18 protein-coding genes are annotated in these 21,685 nt (G+C 61.0%); 9 read left to right on the top strand and 9 right to left on the bottom strand.

Annotation, left to right across the window (positions count from 1 at the left end):
* Positions 1–8 precede the first annotated feature (8 nt).
* Genes GWQ31_RS00835 through GWQ31_RS00845 form a run of 3 tightly spaced genes read right to left on the bottom strand, consistent with a single transcriptional unit; the run spans position 9 to position 5,756 of the window.
* Positions 9–1,415 (bottom strand): efflux transporter outer membrane subunit, encoded by a 1,407-nt coding sequence (locus GWQ31_RS00835; protein ID WP_275908424.1) that lies wholly within the window; start codon positions 1,413–1,415, stop codon positions 9–11.
* Positions 1,408–4,557, bottom strand: a complete 3,150-nt coding sequence (locus tag GWQ31_RS00840) for an efflux RND transporter permease subunit (RefSeq protein ID WP_275908425.1) — start codon at positions 4,555–4,557, stop codon at positions 1,408–1,410. The genes GWQ31_RS00835 and GWQ31_RS00840 overlap by 8 nt, the downstream gene beginning before the upstream one ends.
* 17 nt (positions 4,558–4,574) lie before the next feature.
* Complete coding sequence (locus GWQ31_RS00845) at positions 4,575–5,756, bottom strand: efflux RND transporter periplasmic adaptor subunit (RefSeq protein ID WP_058394242.1); 1,182 nt, start codon at positions 5,754–5,756, stop codon at positions 4,575–4,577.
* Positions 5,757–5,899: 143 nt separating this feature from the next.
* Here GWQ31_RS00845 and GWQ31_RS00850 point away from each other — a divergent pair, with 143 nt between their 5' ends.
* The 3 genes from GWQ31_RS00850 to GWQ31_RS00860 all read left to right on the top strand — a co-directional run bounded on the left by GWQ31_RS00850 (position 5,900) and on the right by GWQ31_RS00860 (position 8,709).
* Positions 5,900–6,541 (top strand): TetR family transcriptional regulator, encoded by a 642-nt coding sequence (locus GWQ31_RS00850; protein ID WP_275908426.1) that lies wholly within the window; start codon positions 5,900–5,902, stop codon positions 6,539–6,541.
* A 203-nt stretch (positions 6,542–6,744) separates the two neighbouring features.
* Entirely contained in the window at positions 6,745–7,413 is a 669-nt protein-coding gene (locus GWQ31_RS00855) for a class I SAM-dependent methyltransferase (RefSeq protein WP_275908427.1), read from the top strand.
* A 117-nt stretch (positions 7,414–7,530) separates the two neighbouring features.
* Positions 7,531–8,709 carry a dicarboxylate/amino acid:cation symporter gene (locus tag GWQ31_RS00860; protein ID WP_275908428.1) on the top strand — a complete coding sequence of 393 codons (1,179 nt, stop codon included), beginning with the start codon at positions 7,531–7,533 and terminating at the stop codon, positions 8,707–8,709.
* Between the two features lie 63 nt (positions 8,710–8,772).
* Here GWQ31_RS00860 and tesB read toward each other — a convergent pair whose 3' ends face one another.
* The 6 genes from tesB to GWQ31_RS00890 form a co-directional block, all read right to left on the bottom strand.
* Positions 8,773–9,636, bottom strand: a complete 864-nt coding sequence (tesB, locus tag GWQ31_RS00865) for an acyl-CoA thioesterase II (protein WP_275908429.1) — start codon at positions 9,634–9,636, stop codon at positions 8,773–8,775.
* Between the two features lie 203 nt (positions 9,637–9,839).
* Entirely contained in the window at positions 9,840–10,763 is a 924-nt protein-coding gene (gene rluB, locus GWQ31_RS00870) for a 23S rRNA pseudouridine(2605) synthase RluB (RefSeq protein WP_021139995.1), read from the bottom strand.
* Between the two features lie 142 nt (positions 10,764–10,905).
* Entirely contained in the window at positions 10,906–11,475 is a 570-nt protein-coding gene (gene scpB / locus GWQ31_RS00875) for an SMC-Scp complex subunit ScpB (RefSeq protein WP_219590219.1), read from the bottom strand.
* Between the two features lie 98 nt (positions 11,476–11,573).
* The gene (locus GWQ31_RS00880) at positions 11,574–12,458 is read right to left on the bottom strand and encodes a ScpA family protein (RefSeq protein ID WP_170946482.1); all 885 of its coding nucleotides are present in this window, start codon (positions 12,456–12,458) and stop codon (positions 11,574–11,576) included.
* Positions 12,451–13,071 (bottom strand): L-threonylcarbamoyladenylate synthase, encoded by a 621-nt coding sequence (locus GWQ31_RS00885; protein ID WP_275908430.1) that lies wholly within the window; start codon positions 13,069–13,071, stop codon positions 12,451–12,453. The genes GWQ31_RS00880 and GWQ31_RS00885 overlap by 8 nt, the downstream gene beginning before the upstream one ends.
* A gap of 136 nt (positions 13,072–13,207) precedes the next feature.
* A complete protein-coding gene (locus tag GWQ31_RS00890) occupies positions 13,208–14,089 on the bottom strand; it encodes a PHP domain-containing protein (RefSeq protein WP_087755304.1) in 882 nt (293 codons plus the stop codon).
* A gap of 423 nt (positions 14,090–14,512) precedes the next feature.
* Between GWQ31_RS00890 and GWQ31_RS00895 the strand changes: the two genes are divergently transcribed.
* The 6 genes from GWQ31_RS00895 to trpA all read left to right on the top strand — a co-directional run bounded on the left by GWQ31_RS00895 (position 14,513) and on the right by trpA (position 21,392).
* Positions 14,513–16,171: an anthranilate synthase component 1 gene (locus GWQ31_RS00895; RefSeq protein WP_275908431.1), complete on the top strand. Its 1,659-nt coding sequence runs from the start codon at positions 14,513–14,515 to the stop codon at positions 16,169–16,171.
* Positions 16,164–16,778, top strand: a complete 615-nt coding sequence (locus GWQ31_RS00900) for an aminodeoxychorismate/anthranilate synthase component II (RefSeq protein ID WP_275908432.1) — start codon at positions 16,164–16,166, stop codon at positions 16,776–16,778. Before GWQ31_RS00895 ends, GWQ31_RS00900 begins: the two co-directional genes overlap by 8 nt.
* Before the next feature lie 10 nt (positions 16,779–16,788).
* On the top strand, positions 16,789–17,802 hold the full coding sequence (trpD, locus tag GWQ31_RS00905) for an anthranilate phosphoribosyltransferase (RefSeq protein ID WP_275908433.1): 1,014 nt from the start codon (positions 16,789–16,791) through the stop codon (positions 17,800–17,802).
* Complete coding sequence (gene trpCF / locus GWQ31_RS00910) at positions 17,802–19,310, top strand: bifunctional indole-3-glycerol-phosphate synthase TrpC/phosphoribosylanthranilate isomerase TrpF (protein WP_275908434.1); 1,509 nt, start codon at positions 17,802–17,804, stop codon at positions 19,308–19,310. The genes trpD and trpCF overlap by 1 nt, the downstream gene beginning before the upstream one ends.
* Before the next feature lie 85 nt (positions 19,311–19,395).
* A complete protein-coding gene (trpB, locus tag GWQ31_RS00915; protein WP_131729796.1) occupies positions 19,396–20,589 on the top strand; it encodes a tryptophan synthase subunit beta in 1,194 nt (397 codons plus the stop codon).
* On the top strand, positions 20,586–21,392 hold the full coding sequence (gene trpA / locus GWQ31_RS00920; RefSeq protein ID WP_219597536.1) for a tryptophan synthase subunit alpha: 807 nt from the start codon (positions 20,586–20,588) through the stop codon (positions 21,390–21,392). Before trpB ends, trpA begins: the two co-directional genes overlap by 4 nt.
* Positions 21,393–21,685: the final 293 nt, after the last annotated feature.

Here is a 21,685-nt window from a genome sequence, read left to right on the forward strand (position 1 = left end):
AGTAATCGCTACTGCTGCCCGGTCGTCGTGTCGGGGGCTTGCCAACCACCACCAATGGCCTTGTAGAGCGCCACCTGGTTGGTCAGCTGGGCCAGACGGGTGCTGATCAGCCCCTGCTTGGCACTGAACAACGAACGCTGGGCATCGAGCCGGGTCAGGTAACTGTCCACACCTTGCTCATAACGGAACTCCGCCAGCTTGAAATAGGTCTGGTTGGCTTCGACTAGAGCCTGTTGTGCCTGCAACTGCTGCTGATAGTCCGCCTGGGCACCGAGGGTATCCGCAACCTCCTTGAAGGCGGTCTGGATGCTCTTCTCGTAGCTCGCCACCGCCTGCCGGGTACTCACTTCAGCCACATCAAGATCGGCGATACGTTTCCCACCGTCGAAGATGGGCAGGTTGATCTGGGGGATAAACGACCAGGTGCCGGTTCCTCCGTCAAACAGGCCGCTCAGCTGGTTGCTGGCCGTCCCAGCCGTCGCGGTGAGCGAGATGGAGGGGAAGAAGGCGGCGCGCGCCGCGCCTATATTGGCATTGGCCGCCTTCAGACTGTGCTCGGCGGCCAGAATATCCGGGCGCTGTTGCAGCAAGCTCGAAGGCGCGCCCACCGGGATCGCAGCCAGTTTTACCTCGGCCAGGGTCACTGGCTGGCTGTCCAGCACAGGAACCTGGGTGCCAAGGAGCAGTGCCAGACCATTGCGATCCTGCTTCACCTGGCGTTGGTACTGGGCCAGGCTGACACGGGCGCTTTCCAGTGCGGTACGCCCTTGGGCAAGCTCCATCTCTGAGGCGGCGCCCAAGCGATACTTGTGCTCGGTCAGGCCATAACTCTCCTGCTCGGTCGACAGAGTCGCCTCGCTCAGCGCCAGCAACTCCTGATCCGCCAGCAAGGTGAGATAGGCATTGGCCACCGACGCTATCAGTGCAATCTGGGTGCTGCGCCGGGTCTCAATCTCGGCAAGGTAGGTCTCCAGAGCCTGATCTTTGAGGCTCTGGATCCGGCCAAACAGGTCCAGCTCATAGGCGGTGATGCCGAGATTGGCATCGTACTGGCTGCTGATAGTCCCCTGCCCCGTGCTGCTGAGATCGTCGGATCCCTGCTGGCGGGTGCCCGAGCCGTTCGCTGCCAGGGTCGGCAGTTGTGCCGCCCGCTGAATACGGTACCTGGCTTCATACGCCTCGACGTTGAGCGCCGCGATCCGCAGATCCCGGTTATTCTCCAGTGCGGTGTCGATGAGCCTTTGCAGCGTCGGGTCGAGAAACTGTTGCTGCCAGGGGGAGACGGCCGCCTCCCCTGCTGTCTGATTGCTCTGCCATGAGGCGCCTTGGGGCAATTCGGGTCTTTGATAATCAGGGGCCATGGAACAGGCCCCCAGCAGCAGCGTCACGCTCAAGGCGACCAGTGTCTTAGTCATGATGGGTCTCCTTGGCAAGGGCGGCCCGCTCTTCCCGTGAATTGTGTTTGGTGAAATAGCGAGTCACCAGCACGAAGAACAGCGGCACGAAGAAGATGGCCAGCACGGTCGCACTGATCATCCCCCCCATCACGCCGGTCCCGATGGCGTTACGGCTACTGGCACCGGCACCCGAGCTGATCACCAGCGGCAGTACACCCAGGATAAAGGCGAGAGAGGTCATCAGGATGGGACGCAGACGCAGACGCGCAGCTTCAACCACGGCTTCACCCAAGCCCATTCCCTTGTCGTACAGCTCCTTGGCAAACTCGACGATAAGTATCGCGTTCTTGGCCGACAGCCCTATGGTGGTGAGCAAGCCCACCTGGAAGTAGACGTCGTTCTCCAAGCCCCGCATGGTCGCCGCCAACACGGCGCCCAGGATGCCAAGCGGCACCACCAGCATGACGGAGAAGGGAATGCTCCAGCTCTCGTACAGCGCCGCCAGACAGAGGAACACCACCAGCAGGGAGATGGCGTACAAGGCCGGTGCCTGGGATCCCGCTTGCCGCTCCTGCAGGGAGAGGCCGGTCCACTCGATACCTATCCCTTCCGGCAACTGCTTCACCATCTGTTCGATGGCGGCCATGGCATCACCGGTACTCTTGCCAGGTGCGGCCTCACCTACTATCTCCATCGCCGAGACGCCGTTGTAGCGTTCCAGACGGGGCGAACCAAAGCTCCACTCGGTACTGGCAAAGGCAGAGAAGGGCACCATCTGGCCTGTGCTGTTGCGTACATACCACAGCTTGAGATCTTCCGGGTTCATCCGGAAGGGGGCATCCGCCTGCAGGTAGACCTTCTTGACCCGACCCCGATCGACGAAGTCATTCACGTAAGAAGAACCCCAGGCCGTAGAGAGGGTGCTGTTGATGTCGCTGATGGAGAGGCCCTGCGCCAGCGCCTTCTCGTAGTCGATCTTGACGTCGAGCTGGGGCGTGTCTTCCATCCCGTTCGGGCGCACCCGCACCAGATTGGGGTCCTGCGCCGCCATGCCGAGCAACTGGTTACGGGCATCCATCAGCTTCTCGTGACCCAGCCCTGCGCGATCTTGCAGGTAGAAGTCAAAGCCGGTGGCCGTGCCCAGTTCAGGAATGGGAGGCAGGTTGAAGGCGAACACCTGGGCTTCCTTGATGCTGAACAGATAACCCATGGCGCGGCCTATGATGGCATTGGCGCTGCGATCCGGGCTGCTGCGCTCTTTCCAGTCTTTCAGCTTGATAAACGCCATGCCGCTGTTCTGGCCGCTACCGGCGAAGCTGAAGCCCGCCACCGTCAGCACGGCTTCAACGTTGTCCTTTTCATTTTTCAGGAAGTAGTCACGCATATCAGCCAGTACTACTTCGGTACGTTGTTTGGTGGCACCGACCGGCAGTTGCACCATGGACATGATGACCCCCTGATCCTCTTCCGGCAGGAAGGAGGTGGGCATGCGCATAAACAGCACTGCCAGCACTGCCAACATGGCCGCATAGATGATGCCGTAGCGAACCCCCTGCTTGAGCACTTTGCGCACACCGCTTTGATAACGGTTTGCGCCTGAATCAAAGACGCGGTTAAACCAGCCAAAAAAGCCGCGTTTGACACCATGCTCGCCATGCTTGATCGGTTTGAGCAAGGTGGCACACAAAGCAGGCGTCAGGATCAGGGCCACCAGCACAGACAACACCATGGCCGAGACGATGGTGAGAGAGAACTGGCGATAGATGGCACCGGTCGAACCACCAAAGAAGGCCATGGGCACAAAGACCGCAGAGAGCACCAGAGCGATCCCCACCAGGGCACCGGTGATCTGGGTCATGGACTTGCGGGTCGCCTCCAGCGGGGAGAGCCCCTCCTCGCTCATCAGCCGCTCCACGTTCTCCACCACCACGATGGCATCATCCACCAGCAGGCCTATGGCCAGCACCAGACCAAACATGGTCAGGGTGTTGATGGAGAAGCCGAACGCTGACATGACGCCAAAGGTCCCAAGCAACACAACCGGCACGGCTATGGTCGGGATCAGGGTGGCACGGAAGTTCTGCAAGAACAGATACATGACGCAGAACACCAGGAAGATCGCCTCGATCAGGGTCTGTACCACCTCCTCGATGGAGATCTGCACGAAGGGGGTAGTGTCGTACGGATAGACCACCTTCATGTTGGCTGGGAAGTAGGCGGAGAGCTCGTCCAGCTTGCCGCGGATCTTCTCTGCGGTATCCAGCGCGTTGGCACCGGTCGCCAGCTTGATGGCAACCGCCGCGGTAGACTGGCCGTTGTAGAGCGCATCGGCGTCGTAGTTTTCACCCGCCAGCTCAACCCGTGCCACATCCTGCAAGCGTACCTTGGAGCCGTCCTGATTCACCCGCAGCAGGATATTGTTGAACTCCTCCACGGTGGAAAGACGGGTCTGCCCCATGATGGTGGCAGTAAACTGCTGACTTTCGACCGAGGGCGTGCCCCCCACCTTGCCAAACGCCACCTGGGCATTCTGCGCCTTGATGGCGTTCTGCACGTCCATCGGGGTCATCTGTACCCGGGTGAGCTTGTTCGGATCGAGCCAGACACGCATGGAGTACTGGCTGCCGAACAGTGTGATGTCCCCTACCCCGTCCAGACGGCTCAGCGGCTCTTTGATGTTGGCCACCACATAGTCGGCCAGGTCATCGTTGTTCATGCTGCCGTCACCGGAGATGAAGGCCGCCACCATCAGGAAGCTGCTGGAGGTCTTCTGAACCCGGATCCCCTGCTGCTGAACCTCTTGCGGCAACAGCGACATCGCCTGCTGCAGCTTGTTCTGCACCTGCACCTGGGCGATATCGGGATCTGTCCCCGCCTGGAAGGTAAGGGTCACCGACACATTGCCGGAGGAATCAGATTGAGAAGACATATAGAGCAGGTGATCCAGCCCCGTCATGTTCTGCTCGATGATCTGGGTCACAGAGTCTTCTACCGTCTTGGCAGAAGCTCCCGGATAGCTTGCAGAGATGCCCACGGCGGGCGGTGCAATGCTGGGATACTGGGCGATCGGCAGGCCTATGATGGCCAGGCTCCCTGCCAGCATGATCACCAGGGCAATTACCCAGGCGAAAATGGGTCTGTCTATGAAAAATCGTGCCATGAGGCGACTACTCCATCCTACTTGTTGGCCGGGGTCTGTTCAGACGGCGCGGTGGCCGCCTGTTCAGTGGGCGCGACGACAGCCCCAGGTTGTACCTTTTGCAGACCGGCGACGATCACCCGCTCACCCGTCTTGAGACCGGATTCCACCACCCAGTCACTGCCAACGATGCGGCTCACCTGCACCTCGCGCAGCTCGACCTTGTTGTCCGCCGTCACCACCATGACGGTAGCGCCCCCCTTGGGGGTGCGGGTCACGGCTGTTTGCGGCACCAGCAGCCCTTTTGCACGCTCGCCCTCTTGCAGAGTGGCGCGCATGAACATGCCGGGCAGCAACAGTTGATGCGGGTTCGGCACTATCACCCGAAGAGTCACCATGCCGGTGGTCTCATCCACGGTCACGTCGGAGAACTGCAATGAGCCCTCTTCGCTGTAGCTGCTGCCATCTTCCAGCTGGAAGCGCACCTTGGCGCCCTTGTTCTCGTCCTGAACGAGCTTGCCATCGGCGATCTGGCGCTTGAGGCGCAGCAGGTCGGCGGTGGACTGGCGCACATCCACATACATGGGATCGAGCTGCTGGATGGAGGTAAGGCTGTCAGCCTGCTGGGCTGTCACCAGAGCACCCTCGGTCACAGCTGACTTGCCGATGCGACCGCTGATGGGGGCCGTGATGCGGGTATAGGCCAGATTGATGTTGGCACTCTGCAAGGCCGCCTTGGCAGCGCCTATCTCGGCCAGTTGCTGCTTCCAGGCGGCATCGGCGTCGTCATACTCCTGGCTGCTGATGGCTTTCACCTTCACCAGTTCGGCATAACGCTTGGCCTTGAGGCGAGCGCTCTGCTCGTTGGCCTGCGCCTTGGCCAGATTGGCCTTGGCACTGGCCACGTTGGCCTGATAAACCGCAGGGTCGATCTGATAGAGCAGTTGCCCGGCCTTGACGTCGCTGCCTTCGGTAAACAGACGCTTGAGAATGATGCCACTCACCTGGGGACGCACCTCGGCGACCCGCAGCGGCGCGCTGCGACCGGTCAGCTCAGAGGTGAGTTGCAGCGGTGCCGTGTGCAGGGTCACCACATCCACGGCGGCGGGTGGCATGTCACCCGGCCCTTGCTGGGCACCGCCCTGTTCGCCACAAGCTGCCAGCAGACCACCTGCCAGCAGGGCAAGGCCAACCGAACGTGCGAGAATATGTTTATGCATGGAGAACCTTAACCTTTGTCAGTCAATGAATAACCACAGGGTTTACAGGTCCCTGTTGGTAAAATCGGAAAGATGAGGCAATATACATACATTCATGAATGTATGTAAGTGACTTTTTTTACTTTTACAAGGCGCAGATATCGATGGCCAGAAGAACCAAAGAAGAGGCGCAGCAGACCCGCTGCCACATCATGAGTACGGCCCTGAATCTGTTCTGTTCACACGGCTTGGCCAAGACCAGCCTGACCGATATTGCCAGGGCCGCCGATCTGACCCGTGGCGCTATCTACTGGCACTTCAAGAATAAAGAAGAGCTGTTCGTCTCCTTGTGGGAAGAGTTGTGCCAGCCGCTCTCCCACCAGTTGGGAGCCTGTGTCGATGAACAGGAACCGGATCCTCTCGGCAAGCTGCGCAGCTTCCTCAAGGAGGTGCTGGTGAAGATCAGTACCAATCCGGCTCATCAGCAGATGTTCACCATCATGTTCAATCTGGAATCATTGGAAGGGGAAGCCATCTCCCTTCGCGAACATAAGCGCTGCCAGGCCGCCAACTTTTTCCGGGATCTTGAGATCACCCTGACCAATGCCATCCGCCAGGGTCAACTCCCCAAGACGCTGGATACCCAGCGCGCCGCCACCCTGCTGCACTGCACCCTGGATGGCTACATCATCAACTGGCTGCACTTCCCTGAGCGTATCAACCTGACCCGCGAGGCCGATTTCCTGCTCGACAGCCTGTTTACCCTGATAGCCCTGCCAAACGGCCCGGCCACCCGCCGCCCCTGATCTGCCTGGGCCAGCCCCGAGCTGGCCCGCATTCCTTGCTGGCAAGGCGCAATGGGATCTTGCCCAGCTTCTTGCTCAGCCAGGAGGTCGTCACAGCGTCACGGGTCAGTGTCCACCCAGGCGGTATTATTTCGCTTACCTGAGCCTTTGGTAGCCCGCCGCCAAATTTGCTAGAGTAGCGCCCCCGAAAGAAGGTGCCTGCCATGTCCATATCGCCACTGCCCAACCATGATGCTTCCCCCAGTCTGCCATCTGTGGCGGATCCAGGCACACTGTCAGCCCGTCAGCGTTTTCTGAAACCGCTGGCAGCAGGCGCCCATCTGCTGGAAGCGGGCTGCGGAGCGGGCGAGGATCTGCTCTTTTTCCGGCAGCAGGGGTTCATGGTCACCGCCTTTGATGCCAGCCTGGCCCAGGCGAAGCTGGCCTCGCGCCGCTGCAGCCAGCCGGTGCGTGTCTGCCGCTTCGAGCAGATGCACAACGTCCTGCCCTTTGACGGCATCTGGGCCAGCGGCTCCCTGCCCTGCCTGGTCGAGGAGGAGCTTGCACCCACCCTGATGCATCTCGCCAGCCTGCTCAAACCCCGGGCGCCGCTCTACTGCTCCTTCCCTTATGACGAGGGAAAATCCGGCAACCCAGTGGCATCTTCACAGGACGAATACCCGCTGCAGACCCGGCTCGATGAGGCCCGCCTGCAACAACTGATCGCCCCCCTGCCGTTTGAGCTGCATCAGAGCTGGTGCAGCGAGGATGCCGAGCACGGCCGCTGGCTGCATGCCCTGCTGATCCGGCTACCCGATCTCGCCCCCACCACGAATCAATATCGCCGCCGTCGCTTCAAAGGGCCCATCCCTCGCAATTCATCATCCAGCTAACAATATTTAACTCTGAGTTAACCAGGTGTTGGAAGACAAGATGCGGCACTTGTGTTAAAAAGCGGCATTAAAATCAGAATTAAATAACAAATCAGACACTAACACCTGGATTTCCTTATGAAACTTGTCCTCAAACTGGTTGCCGGTATTCTTGCCGGTCTCTTGCTCGGTCTCTACGCCCCGGAATGGGTTGCACGCCTGCTGTTTACGGCCAAGACAGTCATAGGTCAGCTGATCACCTTCACCATTCCGCTCATCATTCTGTTCTTCATCATGAGCGGTATCGCCAGCCTGCCGAAAAACTCCGGCAAGCTGCTGGGCAAGACAGTGGCGCTCTCTTATTGCTCCACCATACTGGCAGGTCTGTTCGCCTTCACGGTGGCAAGCCATCTGATCCCGCTGCTGACCACAGCCGCCGAGCCCACCACGGAAACCGCCGTAAAGCTTGCCTCCTACATCAATCTGGAGATACCGCCGCTGTTCGGGGTCATGTCTGCCCTGGCCGCCGCCTTCGTGTTCGGCATCGGCATCAGCGCCACCCAGGCCACCGACCTGCGCCGCGTCGCCGATCAGGGCCGTGACATCATAGACCGCCTGCTGGCCCGCGTGATCATTCCGTTGCTGCCGTTCTACATCGCCGGTGTCTTCGTCGAGATGACGGTGGAGGGCACCGTCTTCGCCACCCTGAAGACCTTCGGCGTGGTGCTGGTGATGGCCATTGTCATGCACTGGTTCTGGCTCAGCGTGCTGTTCGTCGGCACGGGTCTGGCGCTCGGTCGCTCACCCGCCATGCTCATCAAGAACATGCTGCCCGCCTACTTCACCGCTCTCGGCACCATGTCCAGCGCCGCCACCATTCCGGTTGCCCTGCAGGCCAGCAAGAACAACGGCGTGAGCCATGGCATCGCCAACTTCACAGTGCCCCTGTGCGCCACCATCCACCTGTGTGGCTCCACCATCACGCTGGTGACCTGTGCCACCGCCGTCATGTTCCTCTCCGAGCACCTGGCCATTCCCGGCTATGGCACCATGCTGCCCTTCATCATGATGCTGGGCGTCATCATGATAGCCGCACCGGGTGCACCGGGTGGCGGCGTCATGTCGGCCCTGGGTCTGCTCACCTCCATGCTGGGTTTCGGGGAAGCCTCCATCGCCCTGATGATCGCCCTCTACCTGGCGCAGGACAGCTTTGGCACCGCCTGCAACGTCACAGGTGACGGCGTCATCGCCCTCTGGGCCGACCGTTTCGCCCAGAGTGGGGAAGTACAGCTCGCCCCCGAGCGTGAAACGGCCTGATTGCCGGTTCGGAAAACAAAACGGGAGCCACTGGCTCCCGTTTTTTATGGCTGGCATCTGAGGTCAACCGCGTCGGCGGATCACCCCTTCCTGCGCCGTGCTCGCCACCAGCACCCCATCGCGGGTAAAGAACTGGCCGCGCACCAGACCGCGACCTGCGCTGGCGCTCGGGCTGTCCACCACGTAGAGCAGCCAGTCATCCAGCCTGAAGTCCCGGTGGAACCACATGGAGTGATCTATGGTGGCTACCTGCATGTCCGGCTCCCAGTAAGAGACACCATGGGGCTGCAGGGCGGTAAACAGGAAGTGGAAATCGGAGGCATAGGCCAGCAGGTACTTGTGGACCCGCTGATCGTCCGGCATCTGACCGTTGGCCCTGAACCAGACGTGGCGCAGCGGCTCGTGCACATCCGGCCGGATCGGGTCGACCAGGGTCACAGGGCGAATTTCGATGGGCTTCTCGCACATGATCTTGTCACGCAGGGCAGGCGGGATCTGCTGCTCGTAGGGGCGCACCAGCTCCAGCTCGCTCTTGAGCTGCTCGGGGGGGGTGATCCCCGCCGGCATGCTGATCTGATGCTCGAACCCTTCGGCCTCGACCTGAAACGAGGCGTTGAGATAGAAGATGGGCTTGCCACCCTGGATGGCCTTGACCCGGCGGGTAGAAACGGTCTGACCGTCGCGGATATTCTCCACGTCGTAGATGATGGGACGATTGGCATCACCGGGGCGCAAGAAGTAGGAGTGAAAACTGTGCACCTGACGATCGGCGGCCACCGTCTGTTTGGCGGCTGACAAAGCCTGCCCCATTACCTGTCCGCCAAACACGGCCCGCAGACCGAGATCCTGGCTCTGGCCCCGAAACAGGCCCTCCTCGATTTTTTCAAGCGCCAGCAGTGCCAGCAGCTCATCCAATACCTTGCTCATTATTATCTCCTGTATCAGTGCCGCAAAGGCTAACAAGCCCGCTCTGGCAGAGCAACCTTGCCCCTCTCCCCCAGCGGGTCCGCCGGGTGGTTTAATTCAGCAAGGAGGGGATTGGAATAATAAGCGGCAAACAGCAGCAACAAAAAGGCCCGCCTGAGAGGCGGGCCTTTCCTTGCATGAACCCATGAGGCTCAGCGCAATGCTTACTTGCTGCCGGTACCCGAGTTGCGGGTAGAGGAAGTCGGCTTGCGACGGGCCGTGGTGCTGCGGGCGCGCGGCTCCATACCCTGCATGTCCTTATGACGCTTGACGGCACGACGGATCTGGGCAGCCTGCTTGTGACGGGTGCTCTTGCCATCCTGCTGCAGGTCGACCTTGGATTCGGTCTCCGGCGGCATGTTGACCAGGCCGCGCAGGTAGTTCACTTCCGGCAGTTTCAGCTCCTGCCAGCCACCGCGGGGGATGCCACGATCCAGGGTGACATCACCGTAGCGCACCCGCATCAGGCGGCTCACCTGCACTTCCTGGGATTCCCACAGGCGGCGCACTTCACGGTTGCGACCTTCGGTCAGGGTGACGTTGAACCACTGGTTCAGACCTTCACCGCCGGCCGGTTTGATCTTGTTGAACTTGGCCATGCCATCTTCCAGCTGCACGCCTTTGCGCAGGCGCTGCAACATGGCTTCGGTGATCTCGCCAAACACGCGCACCGCGTATTCGCGCTCCACTTCGTGGCTCGGGTGCATCAGGCGGTTGGCCAGTTCACCGTCTGTGGTGAACAGCAACAGGCCTGAGGTATTGACGTCGAGACGGCCTACCGCGATCCAGCGGGCGCTGTCCAGCTTGGGCAGACGATCGAACACGGTCGGACGACCTTCCGGATCGTGACGGGTACACATCTCCCCTTCGGGCTTGTGATACGCCAGCACACGGCAGATCATCTCTTCCTCGGCACGGGTCTTGACCGTATGGCCATCGACACGGATCACGGCGTTCACTTCGACGCGATCTCCCAGTGTGGCGACCTTGCCATCCACACTGACCCGACCTGCGGTGATCAGGGCCTCCATCTCACGACGGGAGCCGTGACCCGCGCGGGCCAACACTTTTTGCAGTTTTTCACTCATCGGGGTTACCTGATTGTTGATCGCTGCCCGCCAGCATAACGGGCAACGTTGACTACTGTGCCAGATCCCGTCGGGGCAATCCGGCACCACTTTGATCATTAAGAGACCTGGCCCCCGCCTTGGCAAATGCCAACGACATGGATCAGATTTCACGGCCCTCAGCCGGCATAACGGCCAGGGGGGTTTGCAGTTCAGGATCCAGCTCGGGGAGCTGATCCAGGCTCTGCAGATTGAAATAATCCAGAAATTCCCGGGTGGTGGCGAGCAACTCCGGGCGACCCACCACCTCCTTGTGACCGACGCTGCGCACCCAGCCACGGTCTTTCAGGGTATTCACTATCTGGCTCGACACCGCCACCCCGCGGATGGCTTCGATCTCGGCCCGGGTGATAGGCTGCCGATACGCAATCAGCGTCAGCGTCTCCATCACGGCGCGCGAATAACGGGGGGCCCGTTCGCTCCAGAGCCTTGAAAGCTCCTCGGCATACTCCTGGCGCGCCTGAAAGCGCCAGCCGGAGGCAACTTCTTTAAGCTCCACTCCCCGCTCGCTGTAATCCTGCCGCAATTCAGCCAGCAGCAGCTGAATATAGCGGCCGGTGACGGGGTAATCCGCCAGCACACCGCTTTTCAGCTCGCTCACGGTCAAGGGGCGCCCGGCAATAAAAATCGCGGCTTCGACCAGTGTCTTGAGTCGTTCAGCAGGCAGCGCCACGGTTGCCCTCCTTGCTCATGACGTCGGGCTGGCTGGGCAACGGGAAATGCACGCACCCCCCGACAAGTTGGCTGCGAGGAAATGACAAAGAAAACAACTCAGTGCGCATGTTCACGCTCCCCGGTCTCCTCTTGGCTCGCCAGGGCAAAATGGATCGGACCCAGGGGTTCAGCCTGCAGGATCCAGATCAGGGACTCCTTGCACAGCTCCAGCAGCGCCAGAAACGTCACCAGCACCCCCATGCGTCCCTCCTCCATTTTGAGTACCTGTTCCAGCCGCAATGTCTGGCCCAGAGAGAGCATGGCCAAGATCTCCGCCATGCGCACCCGGGTCGGGATCTGCTCACGGCGGATCTGGTGATGTTCGAAATGAGTCGCGCGTTTTACCACACTTTGCATGTAAAGGGCGAGCTCAACCAGTGAAACATCGGGGGTCAGTGGCTTGAGAGAGCCGAAATCCGGCGGCAGGGCGGCGGCGATATAAATCTCCCGCTCCACTCGTGGCAAGGCATTGAGGCGCTCGCCCCCCACCTTGAAGCGCTCATATTCCTGCAGTCGACGAATAAGGGTGACGCGGGGATCTTCTCCCTCCTCTTCGTCCTCAAGCTCGGGGGCTTTGGGCAGCAAAAGACGGGATTTGATCTCCGCGAGCCAGGCTGCCATCAGCAGATATTCAGCCGCCAGCTCAAGGTTGAGCCCCTGCATCAGCTCCACGTACTCCATGTATTGGGCGGTGATCTGCAGGATCGGCAGGTTCAGGATATCCAGCTGCTGACGCCGAATGAGATAGAGCAGCAGATCGAGGGGCCCCTCGAAGGTATCGAGAAACACTTCCAGCGCATCGGGCGGAATAAACAGATCCTGGGGCAGCTCATGATAGGGCTGCCCCAGCACTTTCGCGATGGGGGATGGGGCAAGCCCCTCCCCCATGGTGACCTGTGCTGGCGTGGCCATCACAGGTGCCGGGTCGGCAGTATCACTCAAACGGCGTGGGATCCCCGGCACCGCGACGACGCAGCACTGTCTCGTCGTCGGAGAAATCCACCACGGTTGTGGGCTGCTCGCCCAGATAGCCACCGTTGACCACCAGATCCAGCTGTTTGCCCAGCTTGTCGAAGATCTCTTCCGGATCAAACTCCGCCATCTCTGAACCCGGCAGGATCAGGGTGGTGGAGAGCAGCGGCTCACCGAGCGCTTCCAGCAGGGCCAGTGCTATGTTGTTGGCCGGCACCCGGATGCCGATGGTCTTCTTCTTCTCGTTCATCAGGCGGCGCGGCACTTCCTTGGTCGCCTTGAAGATGAAGGTGTAGGGCCCGGGTGTATTGCCCTTGACCAGACGAAACGCAGTGTTGTCCACCTTGGCATAGGTAGAGATCTCGGAGAGATCCCGGCACACCAGGGTGAAGTCGTGGGTGGGGTCAATGCGACGGATGCGGCAGATGCGCTCCAGCGCGCCCTTGTCACCCATCTGGCAACCGAGCGCATAGCCGGAATCAGTCGGATAGGCAATGACGCCGCCGTTCTGGATGATCTGCACCACCTGACCGATCAGGCGGGCCTGGGGGTTTTCCGGGTGTACGTAAAAATGCTGACTCATAGCTCGTTCTCGCAATGGGGGCAGCAATGCCTGCCCGCTCGTATGGTCACGGGTTCCAGACCCATGACGCTACCTTAACCTGTTTGACGCCGGTTTACCCTCCCATGCAACAGAGGGCCAACCGGCAGACCCTGTGCTAGCGACTGGCCAGCAGGGTAGCGTGCTGCTCGGTGGTGAGACCAAAGTGGTCCGGATAGGCCAGCCAGAGCGGCATGCCTTCTTTTGGCAGCCAGAGGTGGCGGCCCAGCTCGGTCCAGCTGGACGGAAAATGAAAATCAGACCCCACCGAAATATAGAGGTCGTGATCCTTGGCCCACTGGCCCAGATTGGCCCGCTCCTGCGGACTCTGCTGGGGAAGTGACACCTCCATGGCATCGCCACCGGCCGCCTTGAAGGCCACCAGCAGCCGCTTGATCCACTTGGCGGTGAGATCGTAACGGCTGGGGTGAGCCAGTACCGCCAACCCACCGGCGGCGTGAATGGCGGTGATGGCCTCGCTCATCTCGGGCCATTCGGCCGGGGCATACCCTTTATTGCCACGGCTCAGGTACTTTTTGAATACCTTCTGCATGTTGTCAGCCACACCGCGCGCCACCAGCACACGGGCAAAATGGGCCCGGGTCACGGCAGCATCACCGGCCAGCGCCTTGGCCTCTTCATAGGTGCCGGGGATGAGGCACTTCTCCAGACGGCGCCCTATTTCCAGTGCGCGCGTCTCGCGGCGAGCCCGTTGGCCCGCCAAAAACGCCACCAGCTGCGGATTTTTTTCATCCACCCCCAGCGCCACCACATGGATCTCGTGGTGCTCCCAGCCGGTGGAGATCTCGACCCCGCTTACCAGTCGCAGCGGCAGCTGCTCGGCTTCGATGGTACGGCGTACTTCATCAAGCCCGTCAAGGGTGTCGTGGTCAGTGACTGCTAACACCTCGACCTGTTTTTCGGCGGCGCGGCGCACCAGATCGGCGGGGCTCAGCACGCCGTCGGAGGCAGTGGTATGGCAGTGAAGATCGAATCTCATCAGGTTATTCCGCTCTCATGGTCAGGTCCCCATCGGGATAGATAGGCAAAAAGCGACTTGACTTGGCCGCGGCTTTATCGTTTTCTGTAGGCACTTCATTGCAAACATCTTTTTACAGGACTTTATCATGCAAACGACTTCCATCCTGACCATCTGGTGGTGGCACACTCCCTGACATGCGGGCGTGTGGTCGTTGCTGTATCTGTAATCTGACAGCAAATTAAGAACCCAAAGAAAAAGCCCGCTGACCCCAGCGGGCTTTTTTATTATCCGGCAAATGGACCTGTGATGAAACCGAGAATTCAGACAAGAACACTGACATGGCGATGGCGACCCTACTGAAACCGCCTAAACCAATTTAATTTCCAAGGAATTCAATGTCATGAACATCGGTAAAACACATCACACGCAAGGGAACGCACTATGACCGTCAATACGACTCGCTTGCCCCTGGGTGAATTCGATACCCTCAAGCTCAATGCCCCCTATGTGGCCGACCCGCTGGCACTCTATACCCAGCTCTGCCAGGGGCGCCCCAACAACCTGCTGCTGGAATCGGTCGAGATCGACTCCAAGGCCGGCAAGCAGAGCCTGCTGCTGGTCGATGCCTGCCTGCGCATCGAGTGCCGGGGGCGCACTGTGCGGGTTCGCACTCTGAACGACAACGGCGCCCAGTTGCAGAGCCTGCTGGCCGAGCGTCTGCCCGCCGTCATCAGCCAGACGCTGGTGGATGGCGAGTTGCAGCTCGACTTCCCCGCCTCCGATCGGGCACTGGATGAAGACAGCCGCCTCAAGGGAACCAGCGTGCTGGACGTGCTGCGCACCCTGCAACAAGAGCTGCAGTGCCAGCTGGGCTCTCTTGACGCTAGCGCGAACAGCGAGGCACTGTTTATGGCGGGCAGCTTCGCCTACGACCTGATCGCCTCCTTCGAGGATCTGCCAGAGGTGCCGGAGGGGAGCAACAACTGCCCCGACTACTGCTTCTATGTGGCAGAAACCCTGATCACCATCGACCATATCGAGCGCACCACTCAACTGCTCGCCTGCATCTTTGGCGGCGACAGTAACGAGAGCCATGTGGATGACAGATATACCCGCCTGACTGAACGACTCACCGACTTCAAACAGATTTGCCAGCAACCCCTGAGCGCCGAGCTGACCACCCAGCCCCTGACCGGCGGCATGAGCGTGGACAAGGGTGACAAGCAGTTCTGCGCCGAGGTGGAGAAGCTCAAGGGCTTCATCCGCCGGGGTGACATCTTCCAGGTGGTGCCGTCGCGCTGCTTCTCGCTGCCCTGCCCGAGCCCGCTGGCCGCCTATCGCCGCCTCAAGCAGACCAACCCCAGCCCCTACATGTTCTATGTACAGGATGAGGATTTCACCCTGTTTGGCGCCTCGCCGGAGAGCGCGGTGAAATTCTGCGCCGCCAGCCGCGACGTCGAGATGTACCCCATCGCCGGTACCCGCCGCCGCGGCTTCAACCCGGATGGCAGCATCAACCGGGATCTCGATGGTCGCATCGAGCTGGAGCTGCGCCAGGATGAAAAAGAGGTGGCCGAACACCTGATGCTGGTGGATCTGGGCCGCAACGACATAGCCCGCATCTCGGAGCCGGGCACCCGCTACGTCAAGGAGCTGCTCAAGGTGGATCGCTACAGCCACGTGATGCACCTGGTCTCCAAGGTAGTGGGCACATTGCGCTCCGACCTTGACGCCCTGCACGCCTATCAGGCCTGCATGAACATGGGCACCCTCACCGGCGCCCCCAAGATCCGCGCCAGCGAGCTCATTCGCATGGTGGAAGGCAAGCGTCGTGGCAGCTACGGCGGCGCCGTCGGCTACATCAACGGCGCAGGGGAAATGGATACCTGCATCGTCATTCGCTCGGCGTTTGTCAAAGATGGGATGGCCCATGTGCAGGCCGGTGCCGGTGTGGTCTATGACTCCAAACCCCAGGCCGAAGCGGATGAAACCCGCGCCAAGGCGGCCGCCGTGCTGGCCGCTATCGCCGCCAGCCATGGCACCTCACTGCAAGCCCTGAGCGCCCAGCAGGAGCAACATAAGGACGTGAGCCATGACTGATATCTTCCTGCTCGATAACTTCGACTCGTTTACTTACAACCTCGTCGACCAGTTCCGCTCCCTCGGCTATCCGGTACGGATCTACCGCAACAGCCTGCCCGCGAGCCGCATCATGAGCGAAATTGCCGCCTGCGAAGGGGATGCAGTGCTGGTGCTCTCCCCTGGGCCGGGCGCCCCCCATGAAGCAGGTTGCCTGATTGATCTGATCAAGCTGGCCCGTGGTCAGGTGCCCATCCTCGGCATCTGCCTCGGTCATCAGGCCCTGTGCGAAGCCTACGGCGGCACCGTCGGCGCGGCGGGTGAAATCGTCCACGGCAAGCGCTCCCTGATTGAGCACAACGGCCACGGCGCCTTCGCCGGTCTGCCGAGCCCGCTGCCGGTGGCCCGCTACCACTCGCTGGTCGCCACCTATGTACCGGAAGAGCTGACGGTGATTGCCCACTATCAAGGCATGCCCATGGCCATAGAGCAGCAGGATGAGCGGGTGCTGGGCTTCCAGTTCCACCCGGAATCCATCATGACCTCGGAAGGGGCCCGTCTGCTGACCCAGGCGCTCGCCCATATCTGTCGTCCAGATAGCCTTTTTTCACGAAGCGACGCGCGGTAAGGAAGACCCTATGCATCATCATCTCAACACCCTCTATCAGGGTCAGTCTCTGAGCCGTGAAAGTACCCGTGACGCCTTCGGGCAAGTGGTACGTGGCGAAGTGGATCCCATAGTGCTCGCCAGTTTATTGACCGCCCTCAAGATCAAGGGGGAGACACCGGAGGAGATCGCCGGCGCCGCCGAAGCCCTGCTGGCGGAGGCGCGCGACTTCCCGCGTCCGGATTATGAGTTTTGCGACATAGTCGGTACCGGTGGCGATGGCCTCAACACCATCAACGTTTCCACCACCTCGGCGCTGGTCGCAGCCGCCTGCGGCCTGAAAGTGGCCAAGCACGGCAACCGTTCGGTATCGAGCAAGTCGGGTTCAAGCGATCTGCTCGACAAGATGGGCATCAAGCTCGACATGAGCCCGGCGCAGGCACGCCATTGCCTGGACGAGCTTGGCATCTGCTTCCTGTTCGCCCCCCAGTACCACGCTGGCGTGCGCCACGCCATGCCGGTGCGTCAGGCCCTCAAGACCCGCACCCTGTTCAACGTGCTGGGGCCGCTCATCAACCCCGCTCGCCCCACCTATCAGCTGATGGGGGTCTATGCCCCCGAGCTGGTGCGCCCCATCGCAGAAACCCTGCTGGCACTGGGGCTGAAAACCGGTATGGTGGTTCACGGCGCCGGGCTCGACGAGATTGCCATCCACGGCCCGACCCAGGTGGCCCAGATCCGTGACGGCGAGATCCGCGAATTCATGATCACCCCGGCTGACTTTGGCCTGGAAACCTATCCGGTCAGCGCCATTCAGGGGGGCGAGCCCGAAGAGAACCGCGCCATCACCGCCGCCATTCTGGAAGGGCGTGGCACCCCGGCCCACAACGCCGCCATCGCCGCCAACGTGGCCCCGCTGCTGTTGATGGCGGGCAAGGCCGCCGATCTCAAGAGTGCAGCGGCCGAGGTGCTGGCAGTGCTGGCGAGCGGCAAGGCGGCCGAGCTCGCCGCCAGGCTGGCCACCCTGAGCCATCAGGAGGCATGATGTCAGCCACTACTTCGCACAGCACTCATTCAGAACGCCCGACCGGCAATACCCAGCTTCGCAAGGATAACGAGATGTCAGACCCCATTGCCCCCCATGCCTTTCTGAATATGGCCTCCATCAACCAGACCATTCTCGGCAAAATCGTGGCGGCCAAGCAGGAGTGGGTTGCCACCCGCAAGCTGGCCCAGCCGCTGGAGAGCTTCCAGAGCATGCTGACCCCAAGCGATCGGGATTTTGTCGGTGCGCTCAAGGCGGGCTCCACCCGCTTTATTCTGGAGTGCAAGAAGGCATCCCCCTCCAAGGGGCTGATCCGCGATGATTTCAGCCCGGAGGCCATCGCCGATATCTATGGCAAATACGCCACCGCCATCTCTGTGCTGACCGACGAGAAGTTCTTTCAAGGGGATTTCGCCTTTTTGCCGCGAGTGCGCAGCAGCGTTCAGCAACCGGTGCTGTGCAAGGATTTCATGATTGACCCCTATCAGCTCTATCTGGCCCGCCACTATCAGGCGGACGCCATCCTGCTGATGCTCTCCGTACTCACCGACGAGGGCTATCGCGCCCTGTTCGCGGTAGCCAAGGAGCTCGGCCTCGGCGTGCTGACCGAAGTGAGCAATGAAGAGGAGCTGACCCGCGCCATCGCCCTTGGCGCGCCCGTGATTGGCATCAACAACCGGGATCTGCGGGACTTGAGCGTGGATCTCAACCGCACCAAGCAGCTGGCGGCCATCCTGTCACAAAAAGCTCCGAGCGACCGGGTCGTGATCAGCGAATCGGGCATCAAGGATCGCACCCAGGTAGCCGACCTTCGCCACCATGCCAAGGGCTTCCTGGTGGGCTCCTCCCTGATGGAGGAAGCCGCTCTGGAGGCCGCGGTACGTAAACTTGTTCTGGGCCAGAACAAGGTATGCGGCCTGACCCGCGCCGAGGATGCCGCCGCCGCCCATCAGGCGGGCGCCGTGTTCGGCGGCCTCATCTTTGTTTCCAAAAGCCCGCGCTATGTGGACATTCCCACCGCCCGTACCGTGATGGCGGGTGCGCCGCTCGCCTATGTGGGGGTGTTTCGCAACGCCCAGCAAGAGACCATCGCCAAAACGGTAGAAGCGCTGGGACTGGCCGCGGTGCAACTGCATGGGGATGAAGACGCCGCCTATATCGACAACCTGCGTCCGCTGTTGCCGGCGACCTGCCAAGTCTGGAAGGCAGTCGGCATCACGAGTGGCGAGCCGCTGCCCGCCCTCGACTATCCGGCGGATCGCCTGCTGCTGGATACAAAAGTCGGCAGCCAGAGCGGCGGCACAGGTCAGGCGTTCGACTGGACCATGCTGGCCAATCTCGACAAAGCCAAGCTGATGCTGGCAGGCGGCCTGAACCCCGACAACGCCCTGCAGGCGGCAGAGGTCGGTTGCCTCGGCCTTGATTTCAACTCCGGGGTGGAAAGCGCCCCGGGCCAGAAAGATCCACACAAGCTAGCTGCGGCCTTTAGCGCCCTGCGCGGCTTGTAACAATGCCCTTCGCCTCTTTGAAAGCGCAGAGCGATAACACCGAATTTAATATTGTCTTTTTGATTCAAGGTATAAGGAAGAAACCATGACCCTGCTCAACCCGTTTTTTGGTGAATTTGGTGGCATGTATGTGCCCCAGATCCTCATCCCCGCCCTGCTCCAGCTGGAAAAAGCCTTCGTCGATGCCAAGGAGGATCCGGCCTTTATCGCCGAATTTCAGGAGCTGCTGACCGAGTATGCCGGTCGCCCGACCCCGCTCACCCTGACTCGCAACCTGACCAAGGGCACCAAGACCCGCCTCTACCTGAAGCGTGAAGACCTGCTGCACGGCGGCGCCCACAAGACCAACCAGGTGCTGGGTCAGGCGCTGCTGGCCAAGCGGATGGGCAAGAGCGAGATCATCGCCGAGACCGGCGCCGGTCAACACGGCGTCGCCACTGCACTGGCCTGTGCCCTGCTCGGCCTCAAGTGCCGGGTCTATATGGGTGCCAAGGATTGCGAGCGCCAGAAGCCAAACGTGTTTCGCATGAAGTTGATGGGGGCCACCGTCATTCCGGTGCACTCCGGCTCATCCACCCTGAAAGATGCCTGCAACGAGGCGCTGCGTGACTGGGCTGCCAACTACGACTCCGCCCACTACCTGCTCGGCACCGCCGCTGGTCCGCACCCCTTCCCCACTATCGTGCGGGAGTTCCAGAAGATGATCGGCGAAGAGGCCAAGGCCCAGTGCTTCAAGAAGGAGGAGCGGCTGCCCGATGCGGTGATCGCCTGCGTCGGCGGCGGTTCCAACGCCATAGGCATGTTTGCCGACTTTATCGACAACAAGGAGGTGCGCCTGATCGGGGTCGAGCCGGGTGGTCACGGCATCGAGAGTGGCGAGCACGGTGCGCCGCTGGGTCACGGCAGCAAGGGGGTCTTCTTTGGCATGCACTCCTACCTGATGCAGGACAAGCAGGGGCAAATTCAGGAGTCCTACTCCGTCTCGGCGGGGCTGGATTTCCCCTCCGTCGGCCCGCAGCACGCCCATTTGGCCTCCATCGGCCGCGCCGAGTATGTCTCCATCACCGACAAGGAGGCGCTGGACGCCTTCCAGGAGCTGGCCAAATCCGAAGGGATTATCCCGGCGCTGGAGTCCTCCCACGCCCTGGCCCATGCCCTCAAGATGGCCCGCAGTGAACCGGAAAAAGAGCAGGTGCTCATCGTCAATCTCTCCGGCCGTGGCGACAAAGATATCTTCACCGTTGCCGACATCTTTGAAAAAGAAGGAACCTTGTCATGAACCGTTACGCACAACTTTTCTCCCGTCTGGATGCGGTCAATCAGGGCGCCTTCGTGCCGTTCGTGATGCTGGGTGACCCCACCCCCGAACTCTCCCTGGCCATCGTCGATGCGCTGGTCGAAGGGGGCGCCGATGCCCTCGAGCTCGGCATTCCCTTCTCCGATCCGGTAGCGGACGGCCCCACCATTCAGGGCGCCGCCCTGCGCGCCTTCGAGAGCCACACCACCCCGGATGACTGCTTCGATCTGCTCGCTCGCATCCGAGCCAAGTACCCGCAACTGCCCATTGGCCTCTTGGTCTACGCCAACCTGGTCTATGTGCGCCACATCGATGGCTTCTATGAGAAGTGCCAGCAGGCGGGCGTGGATTCGGTGCTGGTGGCCGACGTGCCGGTGCAGATGTGCGCCCCCTACAAGGCGGCCGCCGACAAGTTTGGCATCGACAGCATCTTTATCGCCCCGCCCAACGGCGACGCCGAGACCCTGAAACAGGTGGCGGAGCTTGGCAGTGGTTACACCTATCTGGTGAGCCGCGCCGGTGTGACCGGCGCAGAGACCAAGGCCGGCATGCCGGTGGATGGCCTCATTAACACACTGCGCGAGTTCAAGGCGCCCCCCGCCCTGCTCGGCTTTGGCATCAGCGAACCGGCCCAGGTGCGTGAAGCGATCGCCGCAGGCGCCGCCGGTGCCATCTCCGGCTCCGCCGTGGTGAAGATCATCGAGACCCATCACAAGAACCCGGAGCATATGCTCACTCGTCTGAAGGAGTTTGTGGAAGGGATGAAAGCCGCGACCAATCGATAGGGGGTGGCATTGGTCAAATGCCATTGGCCGTGAGTGGTCCGCTGGTGTATCCAGATCACGCATAGTTGCATCACTACATCAAAGGGAGCCTGACCGGCTCCCTTTCTCTTCCCTGCTTGTTGTCGCTCCCGGCATCTTTGTCCCTTCTTCCCTTGGGAGAGGGTCAGGGTGAGGGAACCCATAATCCCCCGGCGTTATCGAATCGTAGGTTCGAATAGCGAAGCGTATTCGGACGTTCATGGATTGGCTGTGATGGCGTGGTTTTGCCACGTAGTGGAACACTGTAGGGTGCA

This window comes from Aeromonas sp. 2MA4 (assembly GCF_029237305.1).
Lineage (GTDB): Bacteria > Pseudomonadota > Gammaproteobacteria > Enterobacterales > Aeromonadaceae > Aeromonas > Aeromonas salmonicida.